The following is a 22733-nucleotide window of genomic DNA, read 5'->3' as shown; positions in this document are numbered from 1 at the left end:
TCCACCCTCGCGCAAAGGCGCAGGTGACGCAGGGGAACCGGGGCGCAGGCCAGGGCCGCGCGGGGCGGCCCGCCGGCGCCCGGGTCTTCGTCAGGAAGCGCGCGGGCGCTCCTTGTTCTTGTCGTAGAACGGCAGGTTCTCGACCGTGACTTCCTTGTCGCCGACCGTCACCTTGGTGCCCTCGGTGATGTCGGGATCGACGAAGACATAGGCCAGGGCCTTCTTCATGCGGTGCGAATAATCGCCCACATTGACCTCGCCGACCTTCTTGCCGTCCTTGGTCAGCTCCTCGCCGCCTTCCCAGAGGGCCGCATCTGCATCCGTGGCGATGCCGCGCAGGATGAAGCGTTCCTTGCCTTCCTTGGCCAGAGCCGCGTCGCGGCCAAGGAAGTCGCCCTTGTCCTTGTTGACGAGGAAACCGGCGCCGACCTCCCAGGGAGTGTTGTCCGGGCTGACGTCGAACGGATAGAACAGCAGGCCGGCCTCGACCCGGATCGGGTTGAGCGAGTTGAAGCTGGCGGGGATGACACCCTCGGATTTGCCGGCCTCAAGGATCTTGTTCCACAGATGCGGCGCATCGGCCGGCTTGGCATAGATTTCATAGCCGCGCTCGCCGGAATAGCCGGTGCGCGAGATATGCACGTCGCGGCCGAACAGCTTGGCGTCGGTGTGGCTGAAGAACTTCAGCTCGCGCAGGTCGGTGCCCTCGACATTGGGGGCGAGGACGTCGATCGCCTTGGGGCCCTGCAGCGACATGACCTGGACTTCGTTGTCCCACTCCAGCGTGACATCCTTGCCCTGGGCGGATTCGGCGAAACGGTCGCCGCTGGTGCCGGTGCCGATGACCCAGAGGAACTTGTCCTCGGCGAAGCAGGAGACGATCCCGTCGTCGCAGACGCCGCCGGTGTCGTTCAGCACCAGCGTGTACATGGCGCGGCCCGGCTTGAGCTTCGAGATATCGCGGGAAACGGTCCGGTTCACGACCTCGCGCGCATCGGCGCCCTTGATCCAGAGCTTCCGGAAGGCGGTCAGGTCAAACAGGCCGGCGGCATCGCGGGTGGCGTCGTGATCCTGCTCGATCGTGCTGCCGGCATAGGTGGCGGCCACGTTCATGCCATTCCACTCTGCGAACTCTGCGCCGAGCTTTTCGTGCTCTTCCTTGAGTGCGGAAACGCGTTCTACCATTCTTCACTTCCTTTTCGGTTGTTGACGGGAAGGGGCGCGGGCTGCGCCCCTTCGGTTTCGGGTTGTGCCGGGCATGCCGGCGGGTGTGACGGGCGGGTGCGCCGCCTGCCGGAGAACCGGCAGGGCGGCCGGCGGCCCGGGTCCACGGGGTAGGCCGGGGCGGCTTCTGCGCCGCTCCGGCCGCGGGCCGTCTGTCAGGCCGCCGTGCCGCCCGTCACATCACAGGCGCCATTCGAGATCGGGGTTCTCGCCCGGATTGTAGGGCACGCCCCAGATCTTCTGCTCGCGCTTGAACGGCTTCTGGTGCTGCGGGCTTTCGTCCTCGATCTCGCGGGCGAGACGGTGGCCGTCGAAGGTGGCGTCGGCGATGATGCGCGGTGCCTCGGCGTCGCCGATCACGAACACATCCTCGATGCCGTTCTTCTCCCACTCGTCCTTGCGCGCCTTGATCTCGCGGAACAGGCCGTCGTTGGAGCGCCGCGCGGTGATCAGGATCACCGTGTCGCACTCGTGCCACTGGTTGGTGTTGTTCTCCCGCCGCGGCAGCTGGCCCGTGCCCTTGTATTCGCGCTTGTGGCCTTCGCCGTAGATGTCGAACAGCTCGACCCGGCCCTCTTCGACGCGCGAACAGCCGGTCTCGCCCAGGACCTTGATGCCGAGGTCGCGCAGCATGCGCTGGACGTTCGGCCCCTCGAGCGTGAAGTCCATGTAGGCGCCGACGCCGCAGACGCTGGCGATGGTGACCTCATGGCCCGCACGGGCGAATTTCTCGGCGATGCTCGGCGCCCAGTAGTAGGGGTCATAGTTGATGATCATGACCCGCTTGCCGACCTTCTTCTTGCCCTCGAAGACCTGCTCGGGGGTCAGGACATGGGGCAGCGAGGCATCGGCGCCCGGGATCGGCTCCTGCGTCATGTGGTTGAAGCCGACCGTGCTCCAGGTCGCGCCGGTGGCGAGAATCACGCGGGTCGCGCCGTAGTTCAGGATATCGTCCGCGGTCATCCGCTTCTGGCCGAGCGCAAGCTGCGAACCCTTGTTCTTCTTCAGCAGCTTGTCGAGCTGGATCTCGCGATAGTCGCGGTGATAGCCCCACTCGCCCAGACCCGGCAGGGTGGCGACGTCGTTCACATAGCCGCCGACCTTCTCGCGGTCATCGACGATGTGGACCGTGTAGCCGCGCTCGAGCAGCACCCGCGCGCATTCCGAACCGGCCGGGCCCGCGCCCACCACGAGAACGTCCTTGTCGGATTTCGCCGGCTCGAACTTCTCGGGGTGCCAGCCGCGGCGGTATTCCTCGCCGGCGGTGGCGTTCTGGGTGCAGATGAAGGGCACGCCGCCCATTTCCCAGCGCGAGATGCAGACGTTGCAGCCGATGCAGGTGCGGATGTCCTCGATCCGGCCTTCCTTGATCTTGTTGGGCAGGAAGGGGTCGGCGATCGAGGGACGCGCCGCGCCGATGATGTCGACCACGCCGGTGTTGATCACCTCGAGCATCTTCTCGGCATCGACATAGCGCCCCACCGACACGACCGGCTTGTCGGTCGCCTGCTTGACGAAGCGCACCCAGTCGTTCTGGTGGCCGCTCTGGTAGAAGCGCGACGGGCCGGCATCCTCGCCCCATTCGGCGATGTCGCCGATGTTGACGTTCCACAGATCCACATAGGGCGAGGCCATCTCGATGAACTTGAGCCCGTCCTCGCCGATCTCGACCCCGGCGCCGCCATAGAGCGTGTCGACCGAGCAGCGGGTCACCACCGCCAGATCGTCACCCACCGCTTCGCGGATCTTCTCGAGCGTCTCGATCCAGAACCGGGCCCGGTTCTCGAAGCTGCCGCCGTATTTGTCGGTGCGCTTGTTGTAATAGGGGTTCAGCCACTGCATCGGGCCATAGGCATGGGCGCCGTAAAGGTCGACGATGTCGAAGCCCGCATCCCGGGCGCGCGAGGCGGCGTCCGCGTAATGCTGCTGCAGGCGCTTGATCTCGTCCTCGTCCGCCTCGTGGTTGTAGGTGAAGCCCGGGCAGCCCGGAACCGTGGCGAAGTCCGCGTTGTACTGGCTGGGGCCCCGCGCGATGGTGCGGGTCTCGAGCCCCGGCGCATGCACGCCGGCATAGAACAGCTCGCAGCCGGCAAGCGCGTCGTTCTTGTGGATGTAATCCACCATCGGACGCAGGTTGCGCACGTCGCCCTCGTCCCAGATCCGCGCGGTGATCCGCAGCGTGTCGTCGCATTCGGGATGGATCGAACACTGCTCGGTGTTGATCGCACCCCAGCCCCCCTCGGCCTTGACGCCGCGGTGAGCCATCTGGAACCCGGGATAGTTGGTCCCGGCGCCGATGCAGTGGGGAACCTGATAGAATCGGTTCTTCAGGGTCTTCGACCCGATCTTGATCGGCGTGAACAGAACGTCATAAGCCGAAGTATCTTTAGCCATTGCTTCCTCCTTGTAAGACTTGGCGGCCATCTACAGCATAAAAAGTTCGGATCAGAAAGCGGAAAGCACCGTCTGCGCAACTTCGTTATACACGACGCCCGTATCGACCGGATCCGCCGCGCGGGCGGACGTGAATCGCCCACCCGGGAGGCCGGACATGCAGATGCCCGCTCCCCACAGCGAATGCCTTTCGTGCGAACTCCTCCCCCTGGACCTCCCTCACGGGGCTGACCCTACGTCTGCCGTCTGCGGATTTCAATGCAGACGGATTTGCACGCTTCTGCGTCAGATGATCGCGGATACGGTGGAATACCGTGAATCCGGTCATGAACGTTCCCGGCTGGTCCGGCCAGATACGGCTCGGATCACCCGTCAGATCCTGCAACAGCACATGTCTCCCCCGGTAAGGCCGGCCTTCTGGCCGGTCTTGCTCGCGCGCAATTAGGCGGGAGCGCGGCGCGGGTGTCAACCGCCTTTATGGAGGCTATTGAACCGGCCGTATCAACCGCGGGCATAGACATCCTCGTAGCGGATGATGTCGTCCTCGCCGAGATAGGATCCGGTCTGCACCTCGATCAGGACCATCGGCAGCTTGCCGGGGTTTTCCATCCGGTGCACGGCCCCGAGGGGCACATAGACGGATTCATTTTCGCTCACGAGTGAGACTTTGTCATCCACCGTGACTCGCGCCGTGCCCTGCACCACAATCCAGTGTTCCGAGCGGTGGTGGTGGCTTTGCAGCGACAGCGCCGCGCCCGGGTGGACGACGATGCGCTTGACCTGGAAACGGTCGCCGAGCGCGAGGCTCTCGAACCAGCCCCAGGGGCGGTGATCGCGGGGGAAGCGCTCGGCCGCGGGGGCCTGTTTGGCCTTGAGCGCCGCCACCACCTGTTTCACGTCCTGTGCCCGCGAGGCATCGGCCACCAGCACCGCATCGGGCATGGCCACGGCGACGATGTTGCGCAGCCCGAGCCCGACAAGCTCCAGCCGCTCGCCCTCGCTGCGCAGGAGCGTATCCTCGCAGTCGATCGCCGTCGCCGCCCCCGAAAGCGCAACACCCGTTTCATCGCGCGGCGATTCCCGCCAGACCGAATTCCAGTCGCCGAGATCCGACCAGCCGACAGCAAAGGGCACCACGGCAAGATTCTCGGTCCGCTCCATCACTGCGTAGTCGATCGAGATATCGCTGACCCGCGACCATGACTCGGGAGCGAGCCGCAGGAAGCCGAGGTCGGGGCGCGCCGTTTTTAGCGCCTCGGAAACCGAGGCGATCAGGTCCGGCGCATGAGCGCGGAAGGCATCCAGAATCGCCCGCACCGAGAACAGGAAGATCCCAGCATTCCAGAGATAGTTCCCCGCGGCAAGCATCTCCCCGGCGCGCACGGCATTGGGCTTTTCCACGAAGCGGCGCAGCGGCAGCGTTTCGGGCGGACCGTCGCCCGGAGCCCCGTCAAGTTCCAGATAGCCATAGCCGGTCTCGGGGCGGGTCGGGTGGATGCCGAAGGTGACGAGCCGTCCCTCGTGCGCGGCACCGACCCCGGCCCCAACCGCTTCGCGGAAGGCCGCCTCGTCGGGCACCATATGATCCGAGGGCGCGACCAGCATCAGCGCCTCGGGGTCGCTCTGTTCAAGCCAGAGCGCGGCGGCTAGCACCGCGGGGGCGGTGTTGCGCCCTTCGGGCTCGATCAGGATCGCTCCCGGCTCGACCCCGGCCGCGGCAAGCTGTTCGGTGACGATGAAGCGGAAATCCGCATTGGTCAGCACCAGGGGCGGCGCGTATCCCTCGCCCGACAGCCGCAGGGCGCTGGCCTGGAACAGGCTCTGCTCGCCGGTGAGCGCCGTGAACTGCTTGGGATAGCTCTTGCGCGACAGCGGCCAGAGCCGCGTGCCCGAGCCGCCGCACAATAGAACCGGTGTGATCATCCGCAAAGCCTCCCGAAAGCCTGCTGCTGCGCGAGAGAACGCGTCGCTACTCGCCCGCAGCTTATCCGCATCCTGCACCAGTTTCCCCACATAAGCCACGCGGCGCTCCGCCTCCAGCAGGAACCGCGAAGCGCGCCACGGCCCCTCAGAGCGGCGGATGGAAGAAGGCCGGGATCCGGCTCCCCTGTTTGAGCGCAGCCAGAGTGGCGCGCGCGCTGTCCAGCGCCTCACGGATGGTTACGTCCATGTCGAGATAGCGATAGGTACCGAGGCGGCCGATGAAGCTCACCCCGCGTTCCTTGCGCGCGCGGGCGGCATAATCCGTCAGCAGTGCCTTTTCCGCGACCTGGCGGATCGGATAATAGGGAATGTCATCCGGCCGGGCCGCGCGCGAATATTCGCGGTAGCAGACCGATCCCGCGTGGTGTTCCCAGGGGGCGAAATGCTTGTGTTCGGTGATGCGCGTCCAAGGCACCTCAACATCCCCGTAATTCATCACCGCGCAGCCCTGGTAATCGCCCCGATAGGTGAAACGTTCGAAATCCAGCGTGCGATAGCCGAGCCGCCCGAGATCATAACCGAACCACCCGTCGAGCGGCCCCGACCAGAACACATGGGTGCCCTCCCCGACCTGCGCGGGGTCAAAGACCGTGTTCAGCCGTAGCGCGATGTTTGGGTGGTCGAGGATGCCCTCAACCATGGCGGTATAGCCCTCTTCGGGGATGCCCTGGAACCGGTGAAAGAAATAGTTGTCATCGTAATTGAACCGCAGCGGCAGGCGTTTCAGGATCGAGGCCGGCAGCTCGGACGGGGCGCAGCCCCATTGCTTCTGTGTATAGCCCTTGAAGAACGCCTCATAGAGGTCGCGCCCTATAAAGCGCAGCGCCTGTTCCTCGAAGCTGTGGGGCTCGAGGATACTGCGGTCGGCCTGCTGCTCGGCGATGAAGGCGCGGGCCTCGTCCGGGCGCATGGTCCGGCGGAAGAACTGGTTGATCGTGTGCAGATTGACCGGAAGCGAGAACACCTCGCCCCGAGCGGTGGTCTTGACCCGGTTCATGTAGGGGCGGAAGCGCGCATGAGCGTTGACGTAATCCCAGACCTCTTCGTCATCGGTGTGGAAGATATGCGGCCCGTAGACATGGACCATGATGCCGGTCTCGGGATCGCGCCTTGTGTGGCAGTTGCCGCCCACATGGTCGCGCGCCTCGACCACGCGCACCCGGTGCCCGGCCTCGGCAAGAGCGCGCCCGACCACCGCCCCCGAAAGCCCCGCACCCACCATCAGGAAATCTCGTGCCATGAACTGCTCCCATCCTTCATTATCTTCATTAATTACAATAGATTGCGCTGTTGTATGCGCCAAGGGTATATGGTCCATACAAAGACCTCTATACCGCTTGAAGCGATGAAGGGATGAAGCGGAAAGGGATCTTTGCGCAGATAATGGCGGGTTGGCAGCCGAGCATGTCGAGAAGAGAACCATAATGATCGATGCCACATATCCGAAAGCACATCACACCGCGTTCAGTCTGGCGTCAAAAAGGAGGCGTGAGGAAAGCGCACTAAAACCGGCATGAACAGTATGCCTACGGTGGAGGCCGTCTGACGGGGTTTCAGCGTCGGTGCTAAGTCCGACTTTATGGCCGACCATAAGTTCAGACCCGAGATTGAAGTCCTCTCTGCCGCGGATGTGCCGCGTCGTCGTCACTGGAGCGATGGCGACAAGATCGCGATTGTGGAGGAGAGCTTCCTGGGGCATCGCCAGGTGACCGCGACGGCGCGGCGGCATGGCGTATCTCGCTCTCTGCTGACGATATGGCGGCGCCAGTATCGCGCTGGCGAACTTGGCGTCGAGACGCCGCCTTCATTCATCCCGCTGGCGGTTTCGCCCATGGCACCTGCGACCGTGCCCGCGACCGCACGGGAGACACCGCGCAACAGGCCTGATGTCCAGCTCGAGATCGTGCTGAGGAACGGGCGACGGCTTCTCGTCCCTTCGTCGGTGGAGCCAGAGGTTTTGGCGCGGCTGCTGCCGGCCCTGGAAGGCCGATGATCGCCTTCCCGGCGGGGGTGCGCGTATGGATTGCCGGTGGGGTCACCGACATGCGGCGGGGCATGAACACGCTGGCGCTTCAGGTGCAGGAGGGGCTCGGGCGCGATCCGCATGTCGGGGAAATATTTTGTTTCCGAGGGCGCAAGGGCGACTTGGTAAAATTGCTTTGGCACGACGGGGTCGGCATGTCGCTTTATCTGAAGCGGCTCGAAGCGGGAAAGTTCATCTGGCCAACCAGCGGAAGTGGTGAAGCGGTGCAGATATCCGCAGCCCAGCTCGGCCATCTCCTGGAGGGGATCGATTGGCGCAATCCGCGCTGGACGCAACGCCCTGCAAAGGCGGGATAATTTTGCCTCGTCGGCCATATTTTCATGGGCTTTCCGATGTCTGCATGGTAGGTTTCGGCCATGTCAGATGCCGCCTCCGAGTTCGCCAGATTGCGCGCCGCGCTTGCGGCCTCGGAGGCCCGTGCCGAGGCCGCCGAGAGCGAGCTGGCGCAGACCCGGGCGGTGGTCTCGGCCTCGGAAGCGATGATCAAGCATCTCCGGCTCGAGATCGCCAAGCTCCGGCGCGAACAATATGGCCACAGATCCGAGCGCCGCGTCCGCCTGATCGACCAGATGGAATTGCAGCTCGAGGAACTCGAGGCCGCAGCCACCGAAGACGAGATTGCCGCCGAGAAGGTAGTGAAGACCACGTCAGCCCCGGGGCTCAAACGTCGCCGCCCGGCCCGCAAACCCTTCCCGGAGCATCTGCCGCGCGAGCGCGTGGTGATCTCGGCGCCCACGGCCTGTTCCTGCTGTGGCTCGGATCGCATCGTGAAGATGGGCGAGGATATCACCGAGACGCTCGAGGTCATTCCCCGGCAGTGGAAGGTGATCCAGACGGTCCGCGAGAAGTTCACCTGCCGGGCGTGCGAGAAGATCAGCCAGCCGCCAGCGCCGTTCCATCCCACGCCCCGCGGTTGGGCTGGGCCCAACCTGCTGGCGATGATCCTGTTCGAGAAGTTCGGCCAGCATCAGCCGCTGAACAGGCAGGTCGAGCGCTACGCCAAAGAAGGTGTCGAGGTCAGCCTGTCCACCCTGGCTGACCAGGTCGGCGCCTGCACCGAGGCACTGGAGCCGATCCATGCGCTGATCAGGGCCCATGTCCTGGCCGCCGAGCGGCTGCACGGCGACGACACCACGGTGCCGCTCTTGGCCCGGGGCGGGACGAAGACCGCGCGGCTCTGGACCTATGTCCGCGACGACAGACCCTTCGCGGGCGGTACGCCGCCTGCCGCGCTGTTCTACTTCTCCCGCGACCGCGGCATGGCCAACCCGAACCGGCATCTCGCCGGCTGGCAGGGCATCCTGCAAGTCGATGCCTATGGCGGTTACAACGACCTCTACCGCGCCGACCGTGATCCGGGTCCCGTCGAGTCTGCGCTCTGCTGGAGCCATGCCCGGCGCAAGTTCTTCGAGCTCGCCGACATCAAGGGGAACGCCCGGAAGGGAAAGCCCGCCCATGACATCTCCCCCGTCGCACTGGAGGCGGTGGCGAGGATCGACGCGATCTTCGACATTGAGCGCGGTATCAACGGGCTGACGGCTGCAGACCGTCAGGTGGCCAGGCACCAGCTGTCCCGCCCTCTGGTCGAGGAACTTCATGGCTGGCTGCGTGCCGAGCGCGACCGGCTGTCGAAGCACAACCCGGTCGCCAAGGCGATCGACTACATGTTCAAGGCGGAGCGCTGGCCAGCCTTCACCGGGTTCCTCAAGGACGGCAGGCTATGTCTCTCAAACAACGCCGCAGAGCGGGCGCTGCGCGGTGTCGCGCTTGGCCGCAAGTCCTGGCTCTTCGCCGGCTCCGAGCGCGGCGGTGACCGCGCCGCCTTCATGTATTCCCTGATCGTCACCGCCAAGATGAATGATGTCGATCCTCAGGCCTGGCTCGCCGATATACTGGCCCGGTTGCCCGAAACGACGCTATCGCGGGTGCCGGACCTCATGCCGTGGAATTGGGCAGCAATACCGCAAAGGATGGCCGCATGACCCTGATCGCCCGCCTCCGGATCATTCTGAACGACGTCGAGCCAATGCCGATGCGCCACATCGAGGTGCCGCTGAAGATCAGGCTCGACCGGCTGCATGAGGTCATCCAAGCGGCCATGGGTTGGACCGACACCCATCTCTACGAATTCCGGGTGGATGATACCGGTTGGGGCATGCCCGACCCGGACGGGTTCTACGACGGCCCCATGGACGCGAAGAAGATGACCCTGGAAAAGCTGCTCGACCAGACCGCCACCAGGACGATCCAGTATATCTATGACTTCGGCGATGACTGGGACCACAGCATTCGGATCGAACGGGTCAACGAGGCCATCCAGGGCGTGACCTATCCGCGGCTGCTGAAGGCCACGGGGGCCTGCCCCCCCGAGGACGTCGGCGGCGCCTGGGGCTACGAGGAGTTCCTCGAAGCCCTCGCCGATCCCGATCACGAGCAGCACGAGGACATGGTCCGCTGGTCGGGCGGGGACTTCGACGTCGAGGATGCCGGGGCCGAGACCATCATTGAACGCTTCGAGCGGCTTGCGAAAAAATGGACCCCGCAGCCTCGCAAACCCAAGGCTACGATCTGAGAGACGCCAAGGACCGCGGCCTACGCCGGATGGTTACCATGAACATAACTGCACACTGTCGCCACTGGACCGTCAGCGACTGCATCGTCATTCTCAACCGCCAAACAGCGGATTTCGCGCAGCTGCGCGATGCGCTCGTCTTCAAGCGAGGTCGCCTGATCGCGCAGAAAGCCGAAATGTTTCGGTGAATGCTCCGCGGGGCGGCGACGAAACACCCGGAATGCGATCACCGTACCGGAGGCGGATGCCGGCGGAATAATTGCCTGACAACGCAAGGTCGCGCCGGCAAACTCGATGGTGGTCGAAATCCCCGGCGTATCGCTGGTCAGGCTCAGCTGCTGGCGGTTCGCAATCACACCGGCAAGGTCACGGGCATCGGTGGGTGTCATGTGCAGATCCGAGAGCGCCATGTGACTTTCCCCCGCACGCTCGGTCCAGATGCGCCCGTCCCCGTTCACCGCCACCTCGATCATGTCTTCGGCCGCAATCAGCGGCTCCAGAACACGCAGCTTGCTCTCGAGGTAGTCACGCACCGCCATCAGAACATCTCGACGTCCGCATTCACCATGACCATGACCACCGCGCCCTGATCGACGCTGATCGTCGGCGGCACGTCGATGTAATCCTTCATGATGGAACCGATCACATCGCTTGCATCATTGCCGATGTTGACGGCCGTATTGCGCGAGACATCAGCCGAGCGGTTCCTGTCGATCGAAGCCGCCGCCAATGTCGGCACAGCGTTGATGAGCGAGACCGCCGCAGCAGCCCCGAAGCGCGAGAGCGCATGGGTGTTGACGCGGCCGGTCACGCCCGTGCGGCCAACACGGTCGGTGCCATAGGCTGCCAACGTGGCAGACTCCCCACCGGGGGTCACCACTCGGTCCCAGGCCACCAAGATGCGCCGCTGGCCTTTCTCGATACCGGAACTATAGCGCCCAAAGAGTTTTGATCCACGCGGGATCAGGACATTCTGCATAGAGCAGGTAGCCCACGAAAGAGGTCAGCCACGCCTCGAACAGGTTCTTGGTGCGATCAAAGATCGTTGCGATCATTGCCAGCGGCGCCACGCCTAGCAGGAAGGCGATCATGATCTTGGAGAAGCCGACGATCAGCACATAGGCCGCCATCAACAGTGCGATTACCATAAACAGGAGCGCGGAAATCATGCCGCGCGCGATTGAGCTGACCGAGCGTGCCGCGCCGTCCGCCACATCGGACATCTGATCGGCAAACTGATCCATGGCCGCGGCTGGTGACGACGCGCCATTGTCAAAGAAGCTCATGGCAAGATTGCCGCTCGCCGAAGACAGGGCATCATAGATCACGCCAAAATTGGTCCATGATCGCGCAAACAGGAACACCAGCACGAGACATGACCATGAGCGACAGCGAAACCCTCTTGCGTGAACTGTGGACCCAAAAAGGCGTGAGCCTCAAACGCCAGAACGAGTTGCTGGCCGAGATCAGGGCCAAGGCGCAGCCCGGTTCCACAGTCGGACCTTTCGTCATCCCTGGAAAGATCGAGACGCGGCGCCAAGGGTCTGGGCCGAAGATCCGCAACTATTGGGAGACGCATCTTTACACTTACGCCTATGCCTGCCGCCCCGCATCGAAATGGAGCGCCGGGAACCGGGCCGCGCTGCGGGCGAAATGCCTGAGGCACGGCCACACAATGGGCGAATGCCAGATGGTCGAGCGCAACCCCGAACACTTCATCCGCACCGGAAGGCTCGCGCCATGATCCTGCATCCTGCACTATGAACTGCGCGACGATCCCGCTGACCTGCCGATCATCTGCGCCACACTGGCCGAAGCTGAACGCAGATTTGCTCTGTCTGCCGCATGAGCGGCCCCTATTTTACGGCGCGAGCCAAGGCTTCCTCAGCCCACTGGTTGAGGCTCTTCCCGGCCAGCTCGGCAGCCAGAGCCGCCTTGCGATGCAGCTCTGGACTGACCCGGAACATGACCTTGCCCGAATAGGGCTTCTGTGGTTCCTTGCCCACCTTGGTGCAGGTTTCGAGATAGTCATCAACCGCTTCATGAAAGGCTGCTCGCAGCCCTCCGACAGTATCGGCATGAAACCCGACACCATCACGGATGCCGGCGATCTGGCCGAACAGGATGCTGTCCTCGTCATCATATTCGATACGGGCCGAGTAGCCCTTGTAAGTCATCACATTGCTCATGGCTCGATCCCCAGGCGGATCAGGAACTCGCGGGCCGCGCGCACCTGATAGCGTTTTGCTTCCTTGGCAGGGTGCGGACGATGAAAGCTCTCGATTTCGTCATCCTTCTCGAAGCGGACCCGAGAACCGCTGCCCTCGATGACCCTGCAACCGACAGCGAGAAGCAGGTTCTCGATCGCCGCCCACTCGATGGTGCCGGACACCGGGTCCGTGAAGATGGCGGTGAGGGCTTTACGCTGCTTGCTGTTCATCCGGATACATTAGGTCTGCTAGCATATTTTGCAAGCACTTGTATTGCTGGTCATGACTTCGCTACAACCTGTGACCTGCTTCATTGCCATAACTGTTGCACCCTACCCTTCTGGCCAGAGTTCCCGACCCTGCGCACCTGTCGCATCAGGTCGAGGTTTGTGCACTGGCGCTATCTCCTCTGGCGCGGCCAATCGGGTACCTTGGCACAGGGCTGCAAGGTGTAGCGCACGGCTTTCTCGCCATGCCAGATCCGACGCCTCTCACCGGTATTCCACTCCACCTGGGAGCCGACGGCTCTGCCCGTATCGCTGTCGACGATCGTGGCGATGCGACGCACGAACAGTCTCTTCTCTTTCCTGATGGTCTTTCCACCCGACTTCACCATCCCGAACCTCATCCGCCTGTGGGTGAACCATCCGGTTTTGACACCTGAAAGGCCCATGCCTTTCTGGCGGCAGAGCGGGTGGGCGCAGCCCGGTCCGCGGTCTCGGCCTCGGCCGGGACTGTCAGAGGGGTCGGGCAGGCGGAGTGGCGCGGCCCGCAGGCGCAGCCGAGGACACGGGCCCGCCGAGACGACGGCGCGCGCGACGCTTGCCCCTTGACTGGCCAGGATAAGGATGCGTGGCGGATTCTATGGACAGAAAAACCTTCGCGCCGGAGGTGAGCCAGCCGAAGGCGGGTCGATCTCGCGGCGCGGCAAAAGCTGCCTTGTCGCCCTGGGCGACACCGTAGTTTTGACGACTGGTTGACGATGTGAGGTAAAAAGTTAGTGTAGCCTTGGTAGCCTTGGCAGGAAATGTAAAAAGTTTACGAATGCGACAGTGAGGCGGAGCAGATGAGCATGAAGAAGCTGACGGCAGTTGAACGCGATTTGGCACTGCAGCAGCTCATGGAAGGAGATACCATCCAGACCGTAGCGGAAGCCTTCAACGTGTCTCGGCGGACCATCGATCGGCTCAAGGCTGGTAAGAGGATCACCCGCGGTGTCTCCGCAACCCGCGGCAAGGCCGTAGCGGTACGCCTGTCAGCAACCGAGGCCGAGGCGCTTGAGCGGCTGAAGACACGGCATGACTTCCGCTCGAACTCCGATGCGCTCCGTGCCCTGGTGCGGGCTTCTTCGGGAATACTGGAGTTTGATCCCCTGGTGGCGGCACGGCTCGAGGAGGTTCACGGCGAACTGCGCAAGATCGGGGTCAATGTGAACCAGGTGGCGCTCGCTGCCAACCGCGGCCGGGTCGATCTGATGAAGCTCCATTGGGGGGCGATCACCGAGTTGCGTCAGACGCTGCCGAATCTGCGCCGCTTCCTGCAGGGGGTGGTGGACGAGCAGCGCAGGCGCGGCGTCCGCCTGTTCGAGAAATGGATCGAGGCCGAGCGTGGCTAGGCTGGCCCAGGATCTGATCGGGGAGATTCGCCTCGGCCGCGGGGCGAAGGGGCCGCAGGTGCGCGATCTGGAGGTGTCCGCGCGCTCGCGGTTCTCGGTGCAGGCGCGCAATCTCTGGCGGGTGGGTCAAGGCTCGAACGCGGTCATTCTGAAGCGGATCCACAAGGGCGGCACGGGAAGTCGCGAGCGGTTGCGCGCGCAGTTCGATTACCTGTTCCAGAAATCGGAGGCGGTGTTTGGCCATTTGGTCGAGCTGACCCCAGGGCAGAGGGCACTTGATCCGGAAGAGCGCCGCGAGATCGCGCAGGAGTGGTCGGATGGCTGGAAGGGCGCCCCGAAGAACGGGCACACCACGCATCTGCTGCTGTCTTTTCCCCAGGACCTGGCGCCGAAGAAGGCGCTGCATATCGCTGAGACCTGGGCGATGGAGATGTTCCAGTCGGGGCTTCATGCCGATGACGAGTGGGCCTATGTCGCCGCGCTGCATACGGATCGCTCGCACCCCCATGTCCATATCGTGGTGAACAATCGCGGGCTCGAGAGCGGTGAGTGGTTCTTCATGGCGAGAGAGCATGTGTTCAACCTCACCATGATGAAGGAGCGCGTGGCCGGGATCGCAGCTGAAATCCATGTAGACCTCGACATCAGCTCGCGGCTCGATCGTGGCATCCTGACCTACGGGCCGAGCCGGGCCGAGATCGAGGCGGCGCGCCGCGAGCGTCGCCCGGTCTTCGAAAAGATGCGCGAAGGCAAAGCGCTGGAGGATGGGCTTGCCGCGATCGGCAAGAGCCGGGCCACGCTGCGCATGCTCTCTTCGATTGCGGGCCTGGTCGAGCTCACGGATATCGCGACCCGCATGGAGCGCGCGGCCGAGCTGCTGGAGACGGGTGGCATTCTCACGCCGCAGAAGCTGGAGATCATGAACATGGACCTCACACAGGCCACCACCCGCAGAGAGCTCGATGCGGTCTTTGCGAGCTGGCTCGAGAGCACGGAGCGCGAGATCGATCGTCTCGCCCCCGAGGATCGGCGCGAGATGCGCGAGGATCTCGCGGAGATCACTGCGGATATCATCCGCGATCTGGGTGATGCGCGTGGCGCCGAGCTGGTGCAGCGGGCTCCGCAGTCGGAGCTCTACCGCACGCAACTCGAGGAGGGAGAAATCAGCCGCGACAGCACTGCGAAGCACCTGAGTGCCGGCGTTGCCGACGAGTTGCGCGCGAGTATCATTACAGCCGCGCACGCCGTCGGCATTGACAGAGACGTGATGGCGCGCCGTCTCGAGCATCCGGCCGCCAATGCCTGGCAGGAGCGCGAATGGGTGAAGGCGGATCTGCGGGCCGCCTCAAGAGCGCGCGGGCTCGACCTTGAGCGCGAGGCGGATCGCCATAAGGCCGCCGAGATCGTGGATCGTTTCTATGCCACCGCTGCCAAGAGTTTGAATGCCGCGCTTGAGATCGAGGATCGCCATCAGCACAAGTCTGATCGGCTTACCCGTACTCTCGGGATGATGGCTCAGGTGAACCGCCAGCATGGCCAGGTGAGCTTTGAATACGAGGACGACGCCGCCCGCTTCACGGCCGACCTGAAAGATCGCTATGGCGCGCATGTGGTGCAGCAGCTTGCCTCGGGTGAGACTCAAGCGCTTGCGGTCGACTTCCCCGACCCCGGCAAGCGGCGCGAGATCGCGCAGGCCATCATCGCCGCTGCCAAAAGCCATGAGAGCATCGGGCTCACCCGGCGCGAGGTCGCGCTTGCCCGCGAACGCCTGCAGGAGCGCAGTGACGACGTGCATGAGCGGCGCGACAGGGATTACGATCTGGACCTCTGACAGGAGGGAGCGTCATGAATCGCATAACGGTGGCAATACCGCTCGGGCTGGGTGCGGGGGCGATCATCGGTCTCCTGATCGGCGGTCTCTGGCTGCAATGGCAGATGGGTACCAACATGAATGCAGGCCATGCGTCGATCCCTGTCGCGGCGTAACGAGGAACGCCCGCTGCTGACGGCCGACGAGGTGCGCAAGCTTGATCCCGACAAGGTCATCCTCATTCCCGAGCGCCAGAACCCGATCATGGCTGATCGGATCATCTTCTATCAGGATGCCGTCTTCACCGCGATTTCTGATGTGCAGAAAGGCCCCCTACCCTATCCGGACAGCATCCGGGCCAAGCTCGAGGAACTGCGTGCCGAAGTCACCGCATTGCGTACAGCCCCTTCGCCTGCGCTGCGATACCGACTGGAACCCGCACTCGCGCAGGTCGTTGCAAACGAACAGGGTGTCGACCTCCAGCAGCGCGATGAAGCCGACGTTATAGCCGCGCTCAAACCGGATACTGAGGCCGCACAAGCAAAAATGATGAGCTTCACTGCACGGCTGAAGGAAAAGGGGACTGCCTGAAAAGGTTAAGGCCGGTAGCAGAGTTTGGGGCAAGGTCTGACCCGGTCCCGGGCATAGCCGTTAAATGACAGGTTTGCCGCTTGATGATGGATGTGGCTGCCGGCGATCTGTCTCACGTCTCCGCGCCCCTTGCGAAAAGGTGTAGTTTATCCTGCGGCAGGGCGATCATGGCCTCGGTGCCCGGGGTCAGTTCATGGCGTCCCCAGTGGTCTGACGAGATCTCTGCCTCGAGTGTCTGGCCAAGCACCGGGCAGTCCAGCACCACATGGTGAAAGGTGCCGCGGAACAGGGCCGAAACGATCTTTCCCCGCAGGCGGTTCTGCGCGGCCTGCGCCGGCGGCCCGGTCACGATGTCGGATGGACGGATACAGAGGCTGACCTCCGCCCCGGCTGGAAACTCATGTTGTGGCACAGTGAAACTCCCCTCGCCGGCGGTGATCGTCCCATCAGCCGAGACATTCGCGGAAATGAAGTTCATCGCCCCGAAAAAGCTGGCGACAAAGGGCGTGGCCGGATTGCTGAACACGTCTTCGGGCCGGCCGGTCTGTTCGATCCGTCCGCGGCGCATAACGACAATGCGGTCCGCGGTGGCCAGGGCCTCGTCTTGGTCATGGGTCACCATGATGGTGGTGACGCCAAGCTTCTGCTGCAGGTCGCGCAGCTCCCGGCGCAGATGCAGGCGCACACGTGCATCGAGCGCGCTCAGGGGTTCGTCCAGCAACAGGAGCCCCGGCGAGGGCGCGAGTGCACGTGCCAGCGCCACCCGCTGCTGCTGTCCACCCGAAAGCTGCGCCGGATATTTCCGGCCCTGATCGGCCAGCCCGACCATCTCCAGCAATTCCGCGATCCGGTCCCGGCGCCCGCGGCGCGACAAACCCGAATGGTGCAGGCCATAGCCGACATTGCGCCGGACCGTGAGGTTAGGAAACAGCGCATAGGACTGGAAGACGATGCCAAAATCGCGCCGGGTCACCGGGCGGGTCGAGATGTCCTCGCCATTCTGCTCGATTATTCCGCGATCCTGCGGGTCGAGCCCGGCGATGGCGCGCAGCAGGGTGGTCTTGCCGCAGCCGGAAGGGCCGAGAAAGCAGATGAATTCCCCCCTCGCCACATCGAGGTCGATATCGTCGAGGGCAACGAAGGGGCCAAAGGTCTTGCGCAGCCCGCGGATACGCAATGCCGGCGCTGCATTCGCGTCGGGCTCTGTGGCTGCGGTCGTGCCTTGTGTCTGATCAGGCAGGTTCGGCATGAGCATGTCGCGAAAGAAGCCCTTGTTGCCGAACAGGTAGATCAGCGCAATCCCGGGCAGAAGCGAAGGGGTCAGCAGCGGCACCAGGGCCACCGCTCGGAAGAACATCTGCCCCGGCATCCGCGAATGGGTGAGCGCAAAGGCATAGACCGCCGTCAGCGTGAGTGTCAGCAGCGTCGCCACGAGCGAGATGCGCAGGCTGTTGAAGAACACCACCGACACCTGCGGATTGGCGAAATAGGCGACAAAGTTCCGCAGCCCGACGAAGTTGCCCTCGGCATCCTGCACGCCCTTGGAAAGCAGCGTATAGGCGGGCAGCAGCAGACCGACGACGAAGAACAGCGCCAGCCCTGCCAAGCAAAGGCGCAGGAACACATCCTCAGGCCCCGGACGGATGCGGACCCGGCGCAATGATGCGGATGCAGTCGCCGTGTTCGTGGCGGTATTCGTCATGGGACGCCTTTCATCAGCCGCAGGAGCCTGCATTCGGGCAGCGCTCCTGCGGTTCCGGCACACCGGAATCACTCGGCTTCGGACTTGGCGCCGTAACGGCTTTCCCATTCGGCCAGGATCCGGTCCCGGTTTTCCGAGACCCAGTAATAGTCGATATCGACCAAGGCTTCTTCCTCGCCCTCGGGGTAGTTCGACACCTCAGACGAGATGCCCTCATAACCGACAAGGGCGTAATACTTGTTGTGGATCTCGTTGCCTTCACGGCTGGTGGCAAAATCCGCGATCCGCCGCGCTGCCTCCGGGTTGCGTGCCCCTTTGACGATGGCGACGCCCTCGACCTCGGAACCGACGCCCTCTTCGGGGATGATCACACTCACCGGTGCGCCGTCATTGATCGCCTTCACTCCCGGGGCCGGATAGGCAATGCCGATCACCGCTTCGCCGGTTGCGGCCATGCGGCAGGGTTTGGACCCGGAATGCACATATTGCGAGACGTTCCTGTGCAGCGCATCCATGTAGTCCCAGGCGCCATCCTCGCCATAGATTTCCATCCAGCCGATGATGGCCAGCAGACCCGTGGCGGAGGAAGCCGGATTCGGCATGGTAATCTGGCCCTTGTATTCGGGCTTGGTCAGGTCTTCCCAGCTTGCTGGTTCCTCGGTGCCGAGAGCCTCGCCCTCGACGGTATTGTAACAGACGGCCGAGGCCCATGCGTCGGTGCCGACCCAATGGGGCTCGTCGCCGCGGGTGTCGCGAAAGCGTTCCTTGATGTTGTCGAGTTCCCTGGGCGCATAGGCTTCGAGCATTCCCTCCTCTTCCAGCTTCACAAGCCCCGGAGAGATCATCCCAGCCGGTAGGATGCTCGCTGACAATACTGTCGGTTCTGGCAACGAGCTCGGCGAACGATGGACCGTCTGGAGTGACGGGTCCGGACGACCCGGACCCCCCCCACCGCAGCCGCGCGTCCGCATCCCCGCTGCCGCGCAGCGCCTGCCCCCCGCCGGTGGCAAGCGGCGCAAACACCGCCGCCCGGCTTTCGCCCGCGCAGATCCGCGCCGCCGCCTCGATCCGCTCGCCCCGCACCCCGAGCCCCGCGAGGAACCACAGCCGAAACCCCATGCAGGCGCGGGTGATCGGGTGGAGGTCGCACCCCCGCGCCATCGCGCGCTCCCGTTCAGCCGCGATTTGCTGCATCCGTCAAACCCACCATTTTCACCCCGTCCCCCCGCCCTGCCCCGCTATTCGGCTGGAAAGACCAGCTTTTCTGCGGTGTTTGCCGGTATTTATCGGGGCACAGCGCTTCGGACACCACTCACATACGGTCCAGGCGATTGTTGAAGACGGGCGTTCCCTGCATGCCGCGCGACTGCGGACGGCCGACATCGGGTCCGCCTCGCGCCTCCATCTGGGTCGAAGGCATGTATTTCAGCAGATCGGGAAGAGAGGTCGCATTCTGATTCTCGATCATCCGGCCGTCGATTGCGTTGACCGAATATGGCGTGTCCTGAAGCGGCCGCCGCCCGAGAGGCCGATCGTGGCGGTTTTCGGGCGCACGCCGCTCCTGCCGCTGTCGTCGGCATCGGGCGCGAGGCCCTCGATATCTATCGTATCGAGGGTAAGCGCCTCTCTCGTCCCGGTCGTTGATTGCGCCTCGGCTGTGCCGGCCAGAACAAGCAGGGCCACTGCCGTCCGGACAAGAGTAGATGGACAACGCATGTTTGTTTTTCCGGGCTGCTGATTGTGTGATTCGTGATCGGATGGATTCCTTTAGCATAGCGTTATGTACAATCAAACATAACGACGGGCCTCATCAATGCGGTGCAGCCGGATCACGCGTTGCCCTCCGCCTCACTAGCCTGTTCGATGACCTGCGCACGCGCCACTGGCAGGTGGCGGTAGAGCGTGGCAGGGGAGACCTTCAGCCGTTCCGCCACCTCGGCCACGGTGATCGAGCGATCAGCCAGTATGGCGCGCGTTCCACTCGCCTTCGCCCTCTACCTTGATCCCGGTGCTGTCGATCAGAAGGTGCAGCGGACCCTGCGAGCCGCGATAGGGGAGGTTGACCTTCAGGGTCTTCTGGCGCCGGGACAACGTGCTGAAGTCGGGCACCGCCCAGTCCAGTCCGATCAACCGCAGCAGGCTTTCGACGAACCCTGTCGACTGGCGCAACGCCATGCCGAACAGCACTTTCATCGTACGGCAGGTCTGGATGGCGGCATCGCTGTAGTCGGGATGCCGCCCGCGCTTGCCCGTGGGCGCAGCCTCCCAGGTTATGGCGGGATCAAACTAGATCGTCAGCGAGCCACGGCGCTTGAGCGCTTCGTTATAGGCCGGCCAGTTCCGGGTCTTGTAGGCGGGGGCGTAGGTCTGCTCATGCACCCGATCTATCATGCTGGAGTCACAAGATGAATCCCTCATGTGATTTGGGCAACAGAGCCCAGTTCACCCACCAAACTTGCGTCTTTGCAGGCCCATAGTCATCCAATCCTGCCCGCCAAACGCAACCAAGGCGATATAGAGCGCATCACGCTCGGCATCGACCTGGAACACGATGGTCAGCCGGTGGCCACGCCCGCCATGCCGGACCAGCCAGCCGTCTAACGGTGCCGCAAGCCGCGTCCCGGAATACGGGTTTCCGGCAATGTCACGCAGCATAGCCTCTATCTCGTCGAGGCGACGTTCGGCTGCGGCCGGATCGCCCGTGACATCACGGATATGTTCGATAAGCGCCGTCAGGTCGCGGGCGACCAGCGGATGGCGGATCAGCCGCATCAGCGCATGTGGTCAGGTGCCGAGCTACCTCGCGCGGCAAGGGCGGCGCGGGCCTCGTCCGTGAAGGCGGCAGGATCGGCCATGGGCTCCCATTGGTCGAGAGGCAGGGCGAGACGACGTCTCAATTCGGCCTCGAACAGGGCCTGCTCACGGTCGCGGGTCCTCTTGGCCCGTGCCAGTTCACCCGAAACGGCCGCACTGACATTGGGATATTCCCCCGCCTCGACCAGTTCGCGGGCGAAGGCGAAGGCAGTGCTAGTAAAGCTGACGCTCTGCTTGTGGACAGACATGGATCATGGCTCCGCGCTTGGTGATCTGTTGTATCACCGTAAAGCACGCCCGATGTGTCCTCAAGCAAAACGATGATCCAGTCCGAAACTCTGCTATTTTCGCCGAAAACGAGGAGCCTCTCATCTGCAGCGTCCGTTGATGAAATCAACCGCCACCGCGATCTTCTCGCCACCGGTGCCCCGGGCGCAGGCGCCGCCGAAGAAGGCAAACGCCTTGTCGTGGGCGTCAAATACCATCTCCTGCGTCTCGCGAGGGTAGGCCCGCACGAAGAGCATCCGACTGTGGCAGAGGCGGACGTGCGCCACCTTCACCGTGATCGTCGCGCCATCGATCACTACGATCTCGTGGCTCCAGTCGAACTGGTAGGCTTCCCCCGGATCGAAGCTCAGCGGCACATAGGCGGCGGCGGATGTCACCTCCTCCTCCTTGGACCGGGTTGCCGCGTATCGTCGGACCGCATCATAGCCACCATCATATCCTCGGGCCCGGAGTTCCTCGAAGATGCGGATGCGGGTCAGTCGCTCGCGCTTGGGCTTCCGCGCGTTCACCGTCAGCATCTCGTCGAGCAAGTCTTTCCAAGGTCCGATCTTCGGCAACGGCTGAATGGTCCGCTCGCAGGTGAGCTCCGTCGCTCCCGACCGGATCACCACTGTGCTCCCCGATGACCTCGGGGGCATCATCCAATCAGTGTAAGGGGGGGCATTCTTGGACGCCCATCACCCCTCTACGGGGTCAAAATTGCACGCCGGTTCACACTATGGCTCGATCATCACTGTCTATACCGGCCCGGATGACGCCATCACCGCCCTGACCGATGACGGCATCGATGAGTTGAAAACCATGATCGCCGATGCGCGCAGATTCCCGGAAAGCTGGAAAGAATTCCGTGACGACTTCGTCGAGGATGCAAAGCTCGCCGCCCGTCTCGAGGCCCAATCAGTGCGGTAACAACCTGAGCGAGAGGGATAGGTCTGCTCATCACCATGCCGGTCGGGATGGAAAATCTGAGCCTGAATGCGCCCGCGCCATCGGCTGGACCTAAGAAGTCGGCAACCGGTTCTGACGCAGGCCACGAAAATGTATTCCTAACAAATGATGCTCAGTCCGGCCGCGCTGGAAGGCCGCCGTTCTCCAGCAGGAAATCGACGATCTGTCCCACACCATCGCCGCTTTTCATGTTGGAAAAGACAAAGGGCCGGTCGCGGCGCATATGCGCCGAATCCCGCTCCATGACACCAAGATCCGCACCTACCATCGGCGCGAGGTCGGTCTTGTTGATCACCAGAAGATCCGAGCGGGTGATACCGGGGCCGCCCTTGCGCGGAATTTCCTCGCCGCAGGCAACATCGATCACATAGATCGTGATATCGGCCAGTTCCGGACTGAAGGTCGCAGCAAGGTTGTCGCCCCCCGACTCGATCAGGATCAGATCGAGTTCGGGAAATTCGGCCTCGAGCCGCTGCACCGCCGCCAGATTGATGGAAATGTCCTCGCGGATCGCCGTATGCGGACAGCCGCCGGTTTC

The 22733-nt window shown here is 63.5% G+C and carries 27 protein-coding genes and 2 pseudogenes; 10 read left to right on the top strand and 19 right to left on the bottom strand.

The annotated features are described in order from the left end of the window. Nucleotides 1-90: 90 nt before the first annotated feature. From B0B01_RS12685 to glf, 4 genes are all read right to left on the bottom strand, one after another. Nucleotides 91-1185 (bottom strand): aminomethyltransferase family protein, encoded by a 1095-nt coding sequence (locus tag B0B01_RS12685; protein ID WP_076650441.1) that lies wholly within the window; start codon nt 1183-1185, stop codon nt 91-93. A gap of 219 nt (nt 1186-1404) precedes the next feature. Beyond that, nucleotides 1405-3618, bottom strand: coding sequence for an oxidoreductase (locus B0B01_RS12680; protein WP_076650440.1), 2214 nt, complete (start codon nt 3616-3618; stop codon nt 1405-1407). Between the two features lie 501 nt (nt 3619-4119). Continuing rightward, on the bottom strand, nt 4120-5541 hold the full coding sequence (locus B0B01_RS12675; RefSeq protein ID WP_076650439.1) for a mannose-1-phosphate guanylyltransferase/mannose-6-phosphate isomerase: 1422 nt from the start codon (nt 5539-5541) through the stop codon (nt 4120-4122). Between the two features lie 145 nt (nt 5542-5686). Further along, entirely contained in the window at nt 5687-6841 is a 1155-nt protein-coding gene (glf, locus tag B0B01_RS12670; protein WP_076650438.1) for a UDP-galactopyranose mutase, read from the bottom strand. Nucleotides 6842-7180: 339 nt separating this feature from the next. On the opposite strand from glf, the gene tnpA reads away from it, so the two are divergent. From tnpA to B0B01_RS12650, 4 genes are read left to right on the top strand one after another with little or no spacing between them, the layout of a single operon-like run. Beyond that, complete coding sequence (gene tnpA / locus B0B01_RS12665; protein ID WP_076650437.1) at nt 7181-7594, top strand: IS66-like element accessory protein TnpA; 414 nt, start codon at nt 7181-7183, stop codon at nt 7592-7594. Beyond that, nucleotides 7591-7941 carry an IS66 family insertion sequence element accessory protein TnpB gene (gene tnpB, locus B0B01_RS12660; protein ID WP_076650436.1) on the top strand — a complete coding sequence of 117 codons (351 nt, stop codon included), beginning with the start codon at nt 7591-7593 and terminating at the stop codon, nt 7939-7941. Before tnpA ends, tnpB begins: the two co-directional genes overlap by 4 nt. A 60-nt stretch (nt 7942-8001) precedes the next feature. Then, nucleotides 8002-9627, top strand: coding sequence for an IS66 family transposase (tnpC, locus tag B0B01_RS12655; RefSeq protein ID WP_076650435.1), 1626 nt, complete (start codon nt 8002-8004; stop codon nt 9625-9627). Next, nucleotides 9624-10217 (top strand): plasmid pRiA4b ORF-3 family protein, encoded by a 594-nt coding sequence (locus B0B01_RS12650; protein WP_076650434.1) that lies wholly within the window; start codon nt 9624-9626, stop codon nt 10215-10217. Before tnpC ends, B0B01_RS12650 begins: the two co-directional genes overlap by 4 nt. Before the next feature lie 20 nt (nt 10218-10237). Here B0B01_RS12650 and B0B01_RS12645 read toward each other — a convergent pair whose 3' ends face one another. The 3 genes from B0B01_RS12645 to B0B01_RS12635 are packed head-to-tail and all read right to left on the bottom strand — an operon-like array spanning nt 10238 to nt 11587. Further along, nucleotides 10238-10756 (bottom strand): hypothetical protein, encoded by a 519-nt coding sequence (locus B0B01_RS12645; RefSeq protein ID WP_076650433.1) that lies wholly within the window; start codon nt 10754-10756, stop codon nt 10238-10240. Further along, complete coding sequence (locus tag B0B01_RS12640; RefSeq protein WP_076650432.1) at nt 10756-11196, bottom strand: TraB/TrbI/VirB10 family type IV secretion system protein; 441 nt, start codon at nt 11194-11196, stop codon at nt 10756-10758. The genes B0B01_RS12645 and B0B01_RS12640 overlap by 1 nt, the downstream gene beginning before the upstream one ends. Beyond that, complete coding sequence (locus B0B01_RS12635; protein ID WP_076650431.1) at nt 11147-11587, bottom strand: type IV secretion system protein; 441 nt, start codon at nt 11585-11587, stop codon at nt 11147-11149. Before B0B01_RS12635 ends, B0B01_RS12640 begins: the two co-directional genes overlap by 50 nt. A gap of 11 nt (nt 11588-11598) precedes the next feature. Here B0B01_RS12635 and B0B01_RS12630 point away from each other — a divergent pair, with 11 nt between their 5' ends. Then, a complete protein-coding gene (locus tag B0B01_RS12630) occupies nt 11599-11961 on the top strand; it encodes a hypothetical protein (RefSeq protein WP_143733114.1) in 363 nt (120 codons plus the stop codon). Nucleotides 11962-12073: 112 nt separating this feature from the next. Here B0B01_RS12630 and B0B01_RS12625 read toward each other — a convergent pair whose 3' ends face one another. Together B0B01_RS12625 and B0B01_RS12620 are read right to left on the bottom strand one after the other, a co-directional pair. After that, the gene (locus B0B01_RS12625) at nt 12074-12406 is read right to left on the bottom strand and encodes a type II toxin-antitoxin system HicB family antitoxin (protein WP_076650429.1); all 333 of its coding nucleotides are present in this window, start codon (nt 12404-12406) and stop codon (nt 12074-12076) included. Continuing rightward, nucleotides 12403-12657, bottom strand: coding sequence for a type II toxin-antitoxin system HicA family toxin (locus B0B01_RS12620; protein ID WP_076650428.1), 255 nt, complete (start codon nt 12655-12657; stop codon nt 12403-12405). The genes B0B01_RS12625 and B0B01_RS12620 overlap by 4 nt, the downstream gene beginning before the upstream one ends. 836 nt (nt 12658-13493) lie before the next feature. On the opposite strand from B0B01_RS12620, the gene B0B01_RS12610 reads away from it, so the two are divergent. From B0B01_RS12610 to B0B01_RS12600, 4 genes are read left to right on the top strand one after another with little or no spacing between them, the layout of a single operon-like run. Continuing rightward, entirely contained in the window at nt 13494-14042 is a 549-nt protein-coding gene (locus B0B01_RS12610) for a helix-turn-helix domain-containing protein (RefSeq protein WP_076650426.1), read from the top strand. After that, nucleotides 14035-15873 (top strand): relaxase/mobilization nuclease domain-containing protein, encoded by a 1839-nt coding sequence (locus B0B01_RS12605; protein ID WP_076650425.1) that lies wholly within the window; start codon nt 14035-14037, stop codon nt 15871-15873. The genes B0B01_RS12610 and B0B01_RS12605 overlap by 8 nt, the downstream gene beginning before the upstream one ends. A 14-nt stretch (nt 15874-15887) precedes the next feature. After that, on the top strand, nt 15888-16028 hold the full coding sequence (locus B0B01_RS13210; protein ID WP_159438984.1) for a hypothetical protein: 141 nt from the start codon (nt 15888-15890) through the stop codon (nt 16026-16028). Next, nucleotides 16003-16443 carry a type IV secretory system conjugative DNA transfer family protein gene (locus B0B01_RS12600; RefSeq protein WP_076650424.1) on the top strand — a complete coding sequence of 147 codons (441 nt, stop codon included), beginning with the start codon at nt 16003-16005 and terminating at the stop codon, nt 16441-16443. Before B0B01_RS13210 ends, B0B01_RS12600 begins: the two co-directional genes overlap by 26 nt. A 112-nt stretch (nt 16444-16555) precedes the next feature. Here B0B01_RS12600 and B0B01_RS12595 read toward each other — a convergent pair whose 3' ends face one another. The 9 genes and pseudogenes from B0B01_RS12595 to B0B01_RS12565 all read right to left on the bottom strand — a co-directional run. After that, nucleotides 16556-18145 carry a putative 2-aminoethylphosphonate ABC transporter ATP-binding protein gene (locus tag B0B01_RS12595; protein WP_234967808.1) on the bottom strand — a complete coding sequence of 530 codons (1590 nt, stop codon included), beginning with the start codon at nt 18143-18145 and terminating at the stop codon, nt 16556-16558. 68 nt (nt 18146-18213) lie between these two features. Next, a complete protein-coding gene (locus B0B01_RS12590; RefSeq protein ID WP_200805461.1) occupies nt 18214-18990 on the bottom strand; it encodes an extracellular solute-binding protein in 777 nt (258 codons plus the stop codon). 467 nt (nt 18991-19457) lie between these two features. Then, nucleotides 19458-19613 carry a TonB-dependent receptor plug domain-containing protein gene (locus B0B01_RS13480; protein ID WP_234967806.1) on the bottom strand — a complete coding sequence of 52 codons (156 nt, stop codon included), beginning with the start codon at nt 19611-19613 and terminating at the stop codon, nt 19458-19460. Further along, a complete protein-coding gene (locus B0B01_RS13475; protein WP_234967805.1) occupies nt 19610-19828 on the bottom strand; it encodes a hypothetical protein in 219 nt (72 codons plus the stop codon). The genes B0B01_RS13480 and B0B01_RS13475 overlap by 4 nt, the downstream gene beginning before the upstream one ends. Nucleotides 19829-19974: 146 nt before the next feature. Further along, nucleotides 19975-20079: a hypothetical protein gene (locus B0B01_RS13105; RefSeq protein WP_234967810.1), complete on the bottom strand. Its 105-nt coding sequence runs from the start codon at nt 20077-20079 to the stop codon at nt 19975-19977. 25 nt (nt 20080-20104) lie between these two features. Beyond that, nucleotides 20105-20520: pseudogene (locus tag B0B01_RS12580) on the bottom strand (IS5 family transposase); the annotation flags it as partial. A 67-nt stretch (nt 20521-20587) separates the two neighbouring features. After that, nucleotides 20588-20917, bottom strand: coding sequence for a type II toxin-antitoxin system RelE/ParE family toxin (locus B0B01_RS12575; RefSeq protein ID WP_076650422.1), 330 nt, complete (start codon nt 20915-20917; stop codon nt 20588-20590). Further along, complete coding sequence (locus B0B01_RS12570) at nt 20917-21207, bottom strand: hypothetical protein (RefSeq protein ID WP_076650421.1); 291 nt, start codon at nt 21205-21207, stop codon at nt 20917-20919. The genes B0B01_RS12575 and B0B01_RS12570 overlap by 1 nt, the downstream gene beginning before the upstream one ends. Before the next feature lie 138 nt (nt 21208-21345). After that, nucleotides 21346-21876: pseudogene (locus B0B01_RS12565) on the bottom strand (IS21 family transposase); the annotation flags it as partial. Between the two features lie 37 nt (nt 21877-21913). Here B0B01_RS12565 and B0B01_RS12560 point away from each other — a divergent pair. Further along, nucleotides 21914-22156, top strand: coding sequence for a hypothetical protein (locus tag B0B01_RS12560; RefSeq protein WP_076650420.1), 243 nt, complete (start codon nt 21914-21916; stop codon nt 22154-22156). A gap of 151 nt (nt 22157-22307) precedes the next feature. Here the strand turns inward: B0B01_RS12560 and ureG are convergent. Continuing rightward, nucleotides 22308-22733: urease accessory protein UreG (ureG, locus tag B0B01_RS12555; RefSeq protein WP_076650419.1), on the bottom strand; the 426-nt coding region annotated here is incomplete at its 5' end.

The sequence above is a fragment of the Pontibaca methylaminivorans genome, from assembly GCF_900156525.1.
GTDB classification, from domain to species: domain Bacteria; phylum Pseudomonadota; class Alphaproteobacteria; order Rhodobacterales; family Rhodobacteraceae; genus Pontibaca; species Pontibaca methylaminivorans.
The sequence above is the reverse complement of the archived record's forward strand: the minus strand, read 5'-3'. Positions and strand labels throughout refer to the sequence as shown.

Bases quoted from the DNA above. Each gene is read 5' to 3' on its own strand.
- B0B01_RS12640 (WP_076650432.1), bottom strand. From the start codon at position 11,196: ATGCAGAATGTCCTGATCCCGCGTGGATCAAAACTCTTTGGGCGCTAT.
- B0B01_RS12570 (WP_076650421.1), bottom strand. From the start codon at position 21,207: ATGTCTGTCCACAAGCAGAGCGTCAGCTTTACTAGCACTGCCTTCGCC.
- B0B01_RS12625 (WP_076650429.1), bottom strand. From the start codon at position 12,406: ATGAGCAATGTGATGACTTACAAGGGCTACTCGGCCCGTATCGAATAT.
- B0B01_RS12575 (WP_076650422.1), bottom strand. From the start codon at position 20,917: ATGCGGCTGATCCGCCATCCGCTGGTCGCCCGCGACCTGACGGCGCTT.
- B0B01_RS12630 (WP_143733114.1), top strand. From the start codon at position 11,599: ATGAGCGACAGCGAAACCCTCTTGCGTGAACTGTGGACCCAAAAAGGC.
- B0B01_RS12595 (WP_234967808.1), bottom strand. From the start codon at position 18,145: ATGACGAATACCGCCACGAACACGGCGACTGCATCCGCATCATTGCGC.
- B0B01_RS12685 (WP_076650441.1), bottom strand. From the start codon at position 1,185: ATGGTAGAACGCGTTTCCGCACTCAAGGAAGAGCACGAAAAGCTCGGC.
- B0B01_RS12675 (WP_076650439.1), bottom strand. From the start codon at position 5,541: ATGATCACACCGGTTCTATTGTGCGGCGGCTCGGGCACGCGGCTCTGG.
- tnpC (WP_076650435.1), top strand. From the start codon at position 8,002: ATGTCAGATGCCGCCTCCGAGTTCGCCAGATTGCGCGCCGCGCTTGCG.
- B0B01_RS12620 (WP_076650428.1), bottom strand. From the start codon at position 12,657: ATGAACAGCAAGCAGCGTAAAGCCCTCACCGCCATCTTCACGGACCCG.
- B0B01_RS12645 (WP_076650433.1), bottom strand. From the start codon at position 10,756: ATGGCGGTGCGTGACTACCTCGAGAGCAAGCTGCGTGTTCTGGAGCCG.
- B0B01_RS13210 (WP_159438984.1), top strand. From the start codon at position 15,888: ATGAATCGCATAACGGTGGCAATACCGCTCGGGCTGGGTGCGGGGGCG.
- tnpA (WP_076650437.1), top strand. From the start codon at position 7,181: ATGGCCGACCATAAGTTCAGACCCGAGATTGAAGTCCTCTCTGCCGCG.
- tnpB (WP_076650436.1), top strand. From the start codon at position 7,591: ATGATCGCCTTCCCGGCGGGGGTGCGCGTATGGATTGCCGGTGGGGTC.
- B0B01_RS13480 (WP_234967806.1), bottom strand. From the start codon at position 19,613: ATGATCGAGAATCAGAATGCGACCTCTCTTCCCGATCTGCTGAAATAC.
- B0B01_RS12600 (WP_076650424.1), top strand. From the start codon at position 16,003: ATGCGTCGATCCCTGTCGCGGCGTAACGAGGAACGCCCGCTGCTGACG.
- B0B01_RS12680 (WP_076650440.1), bottom strand. From the start codon at position 3,618: ATGGCTAAAGATACTTCGGCTTATGACGTTCTGTTCACGCCGATCAAG.
- B0B01_RS12590 (WP_200805461.1), bottom strand. From the start codon at position 18,990: ATGATCTCTCCGGGGCTTGTGAAGCTGGAAGAGGAGGGAATGCTCGAA.
- B0B01_RS12610 (WP_076650426.1), top strand. From the start codon at position 13,494: ATGAGCATGAAGAAGCTGACGGCAGTTGAACGCGATTTGGCACTGCAG.
- B0B01_RS12650 (WP_076650434.1), top strand. From the start codon at position 9,624: ATGACCCTGATCGCCCGCCTCCGGATCATTCTGAACGACGTCGAGCCA.
- glf (WP_076650438.1), bottom strand. From the start codon at position 6,841: ATGGCACGAGATTTCCTGATGGTGGGTGCGGGGCTTTCGGGGGCGGTG.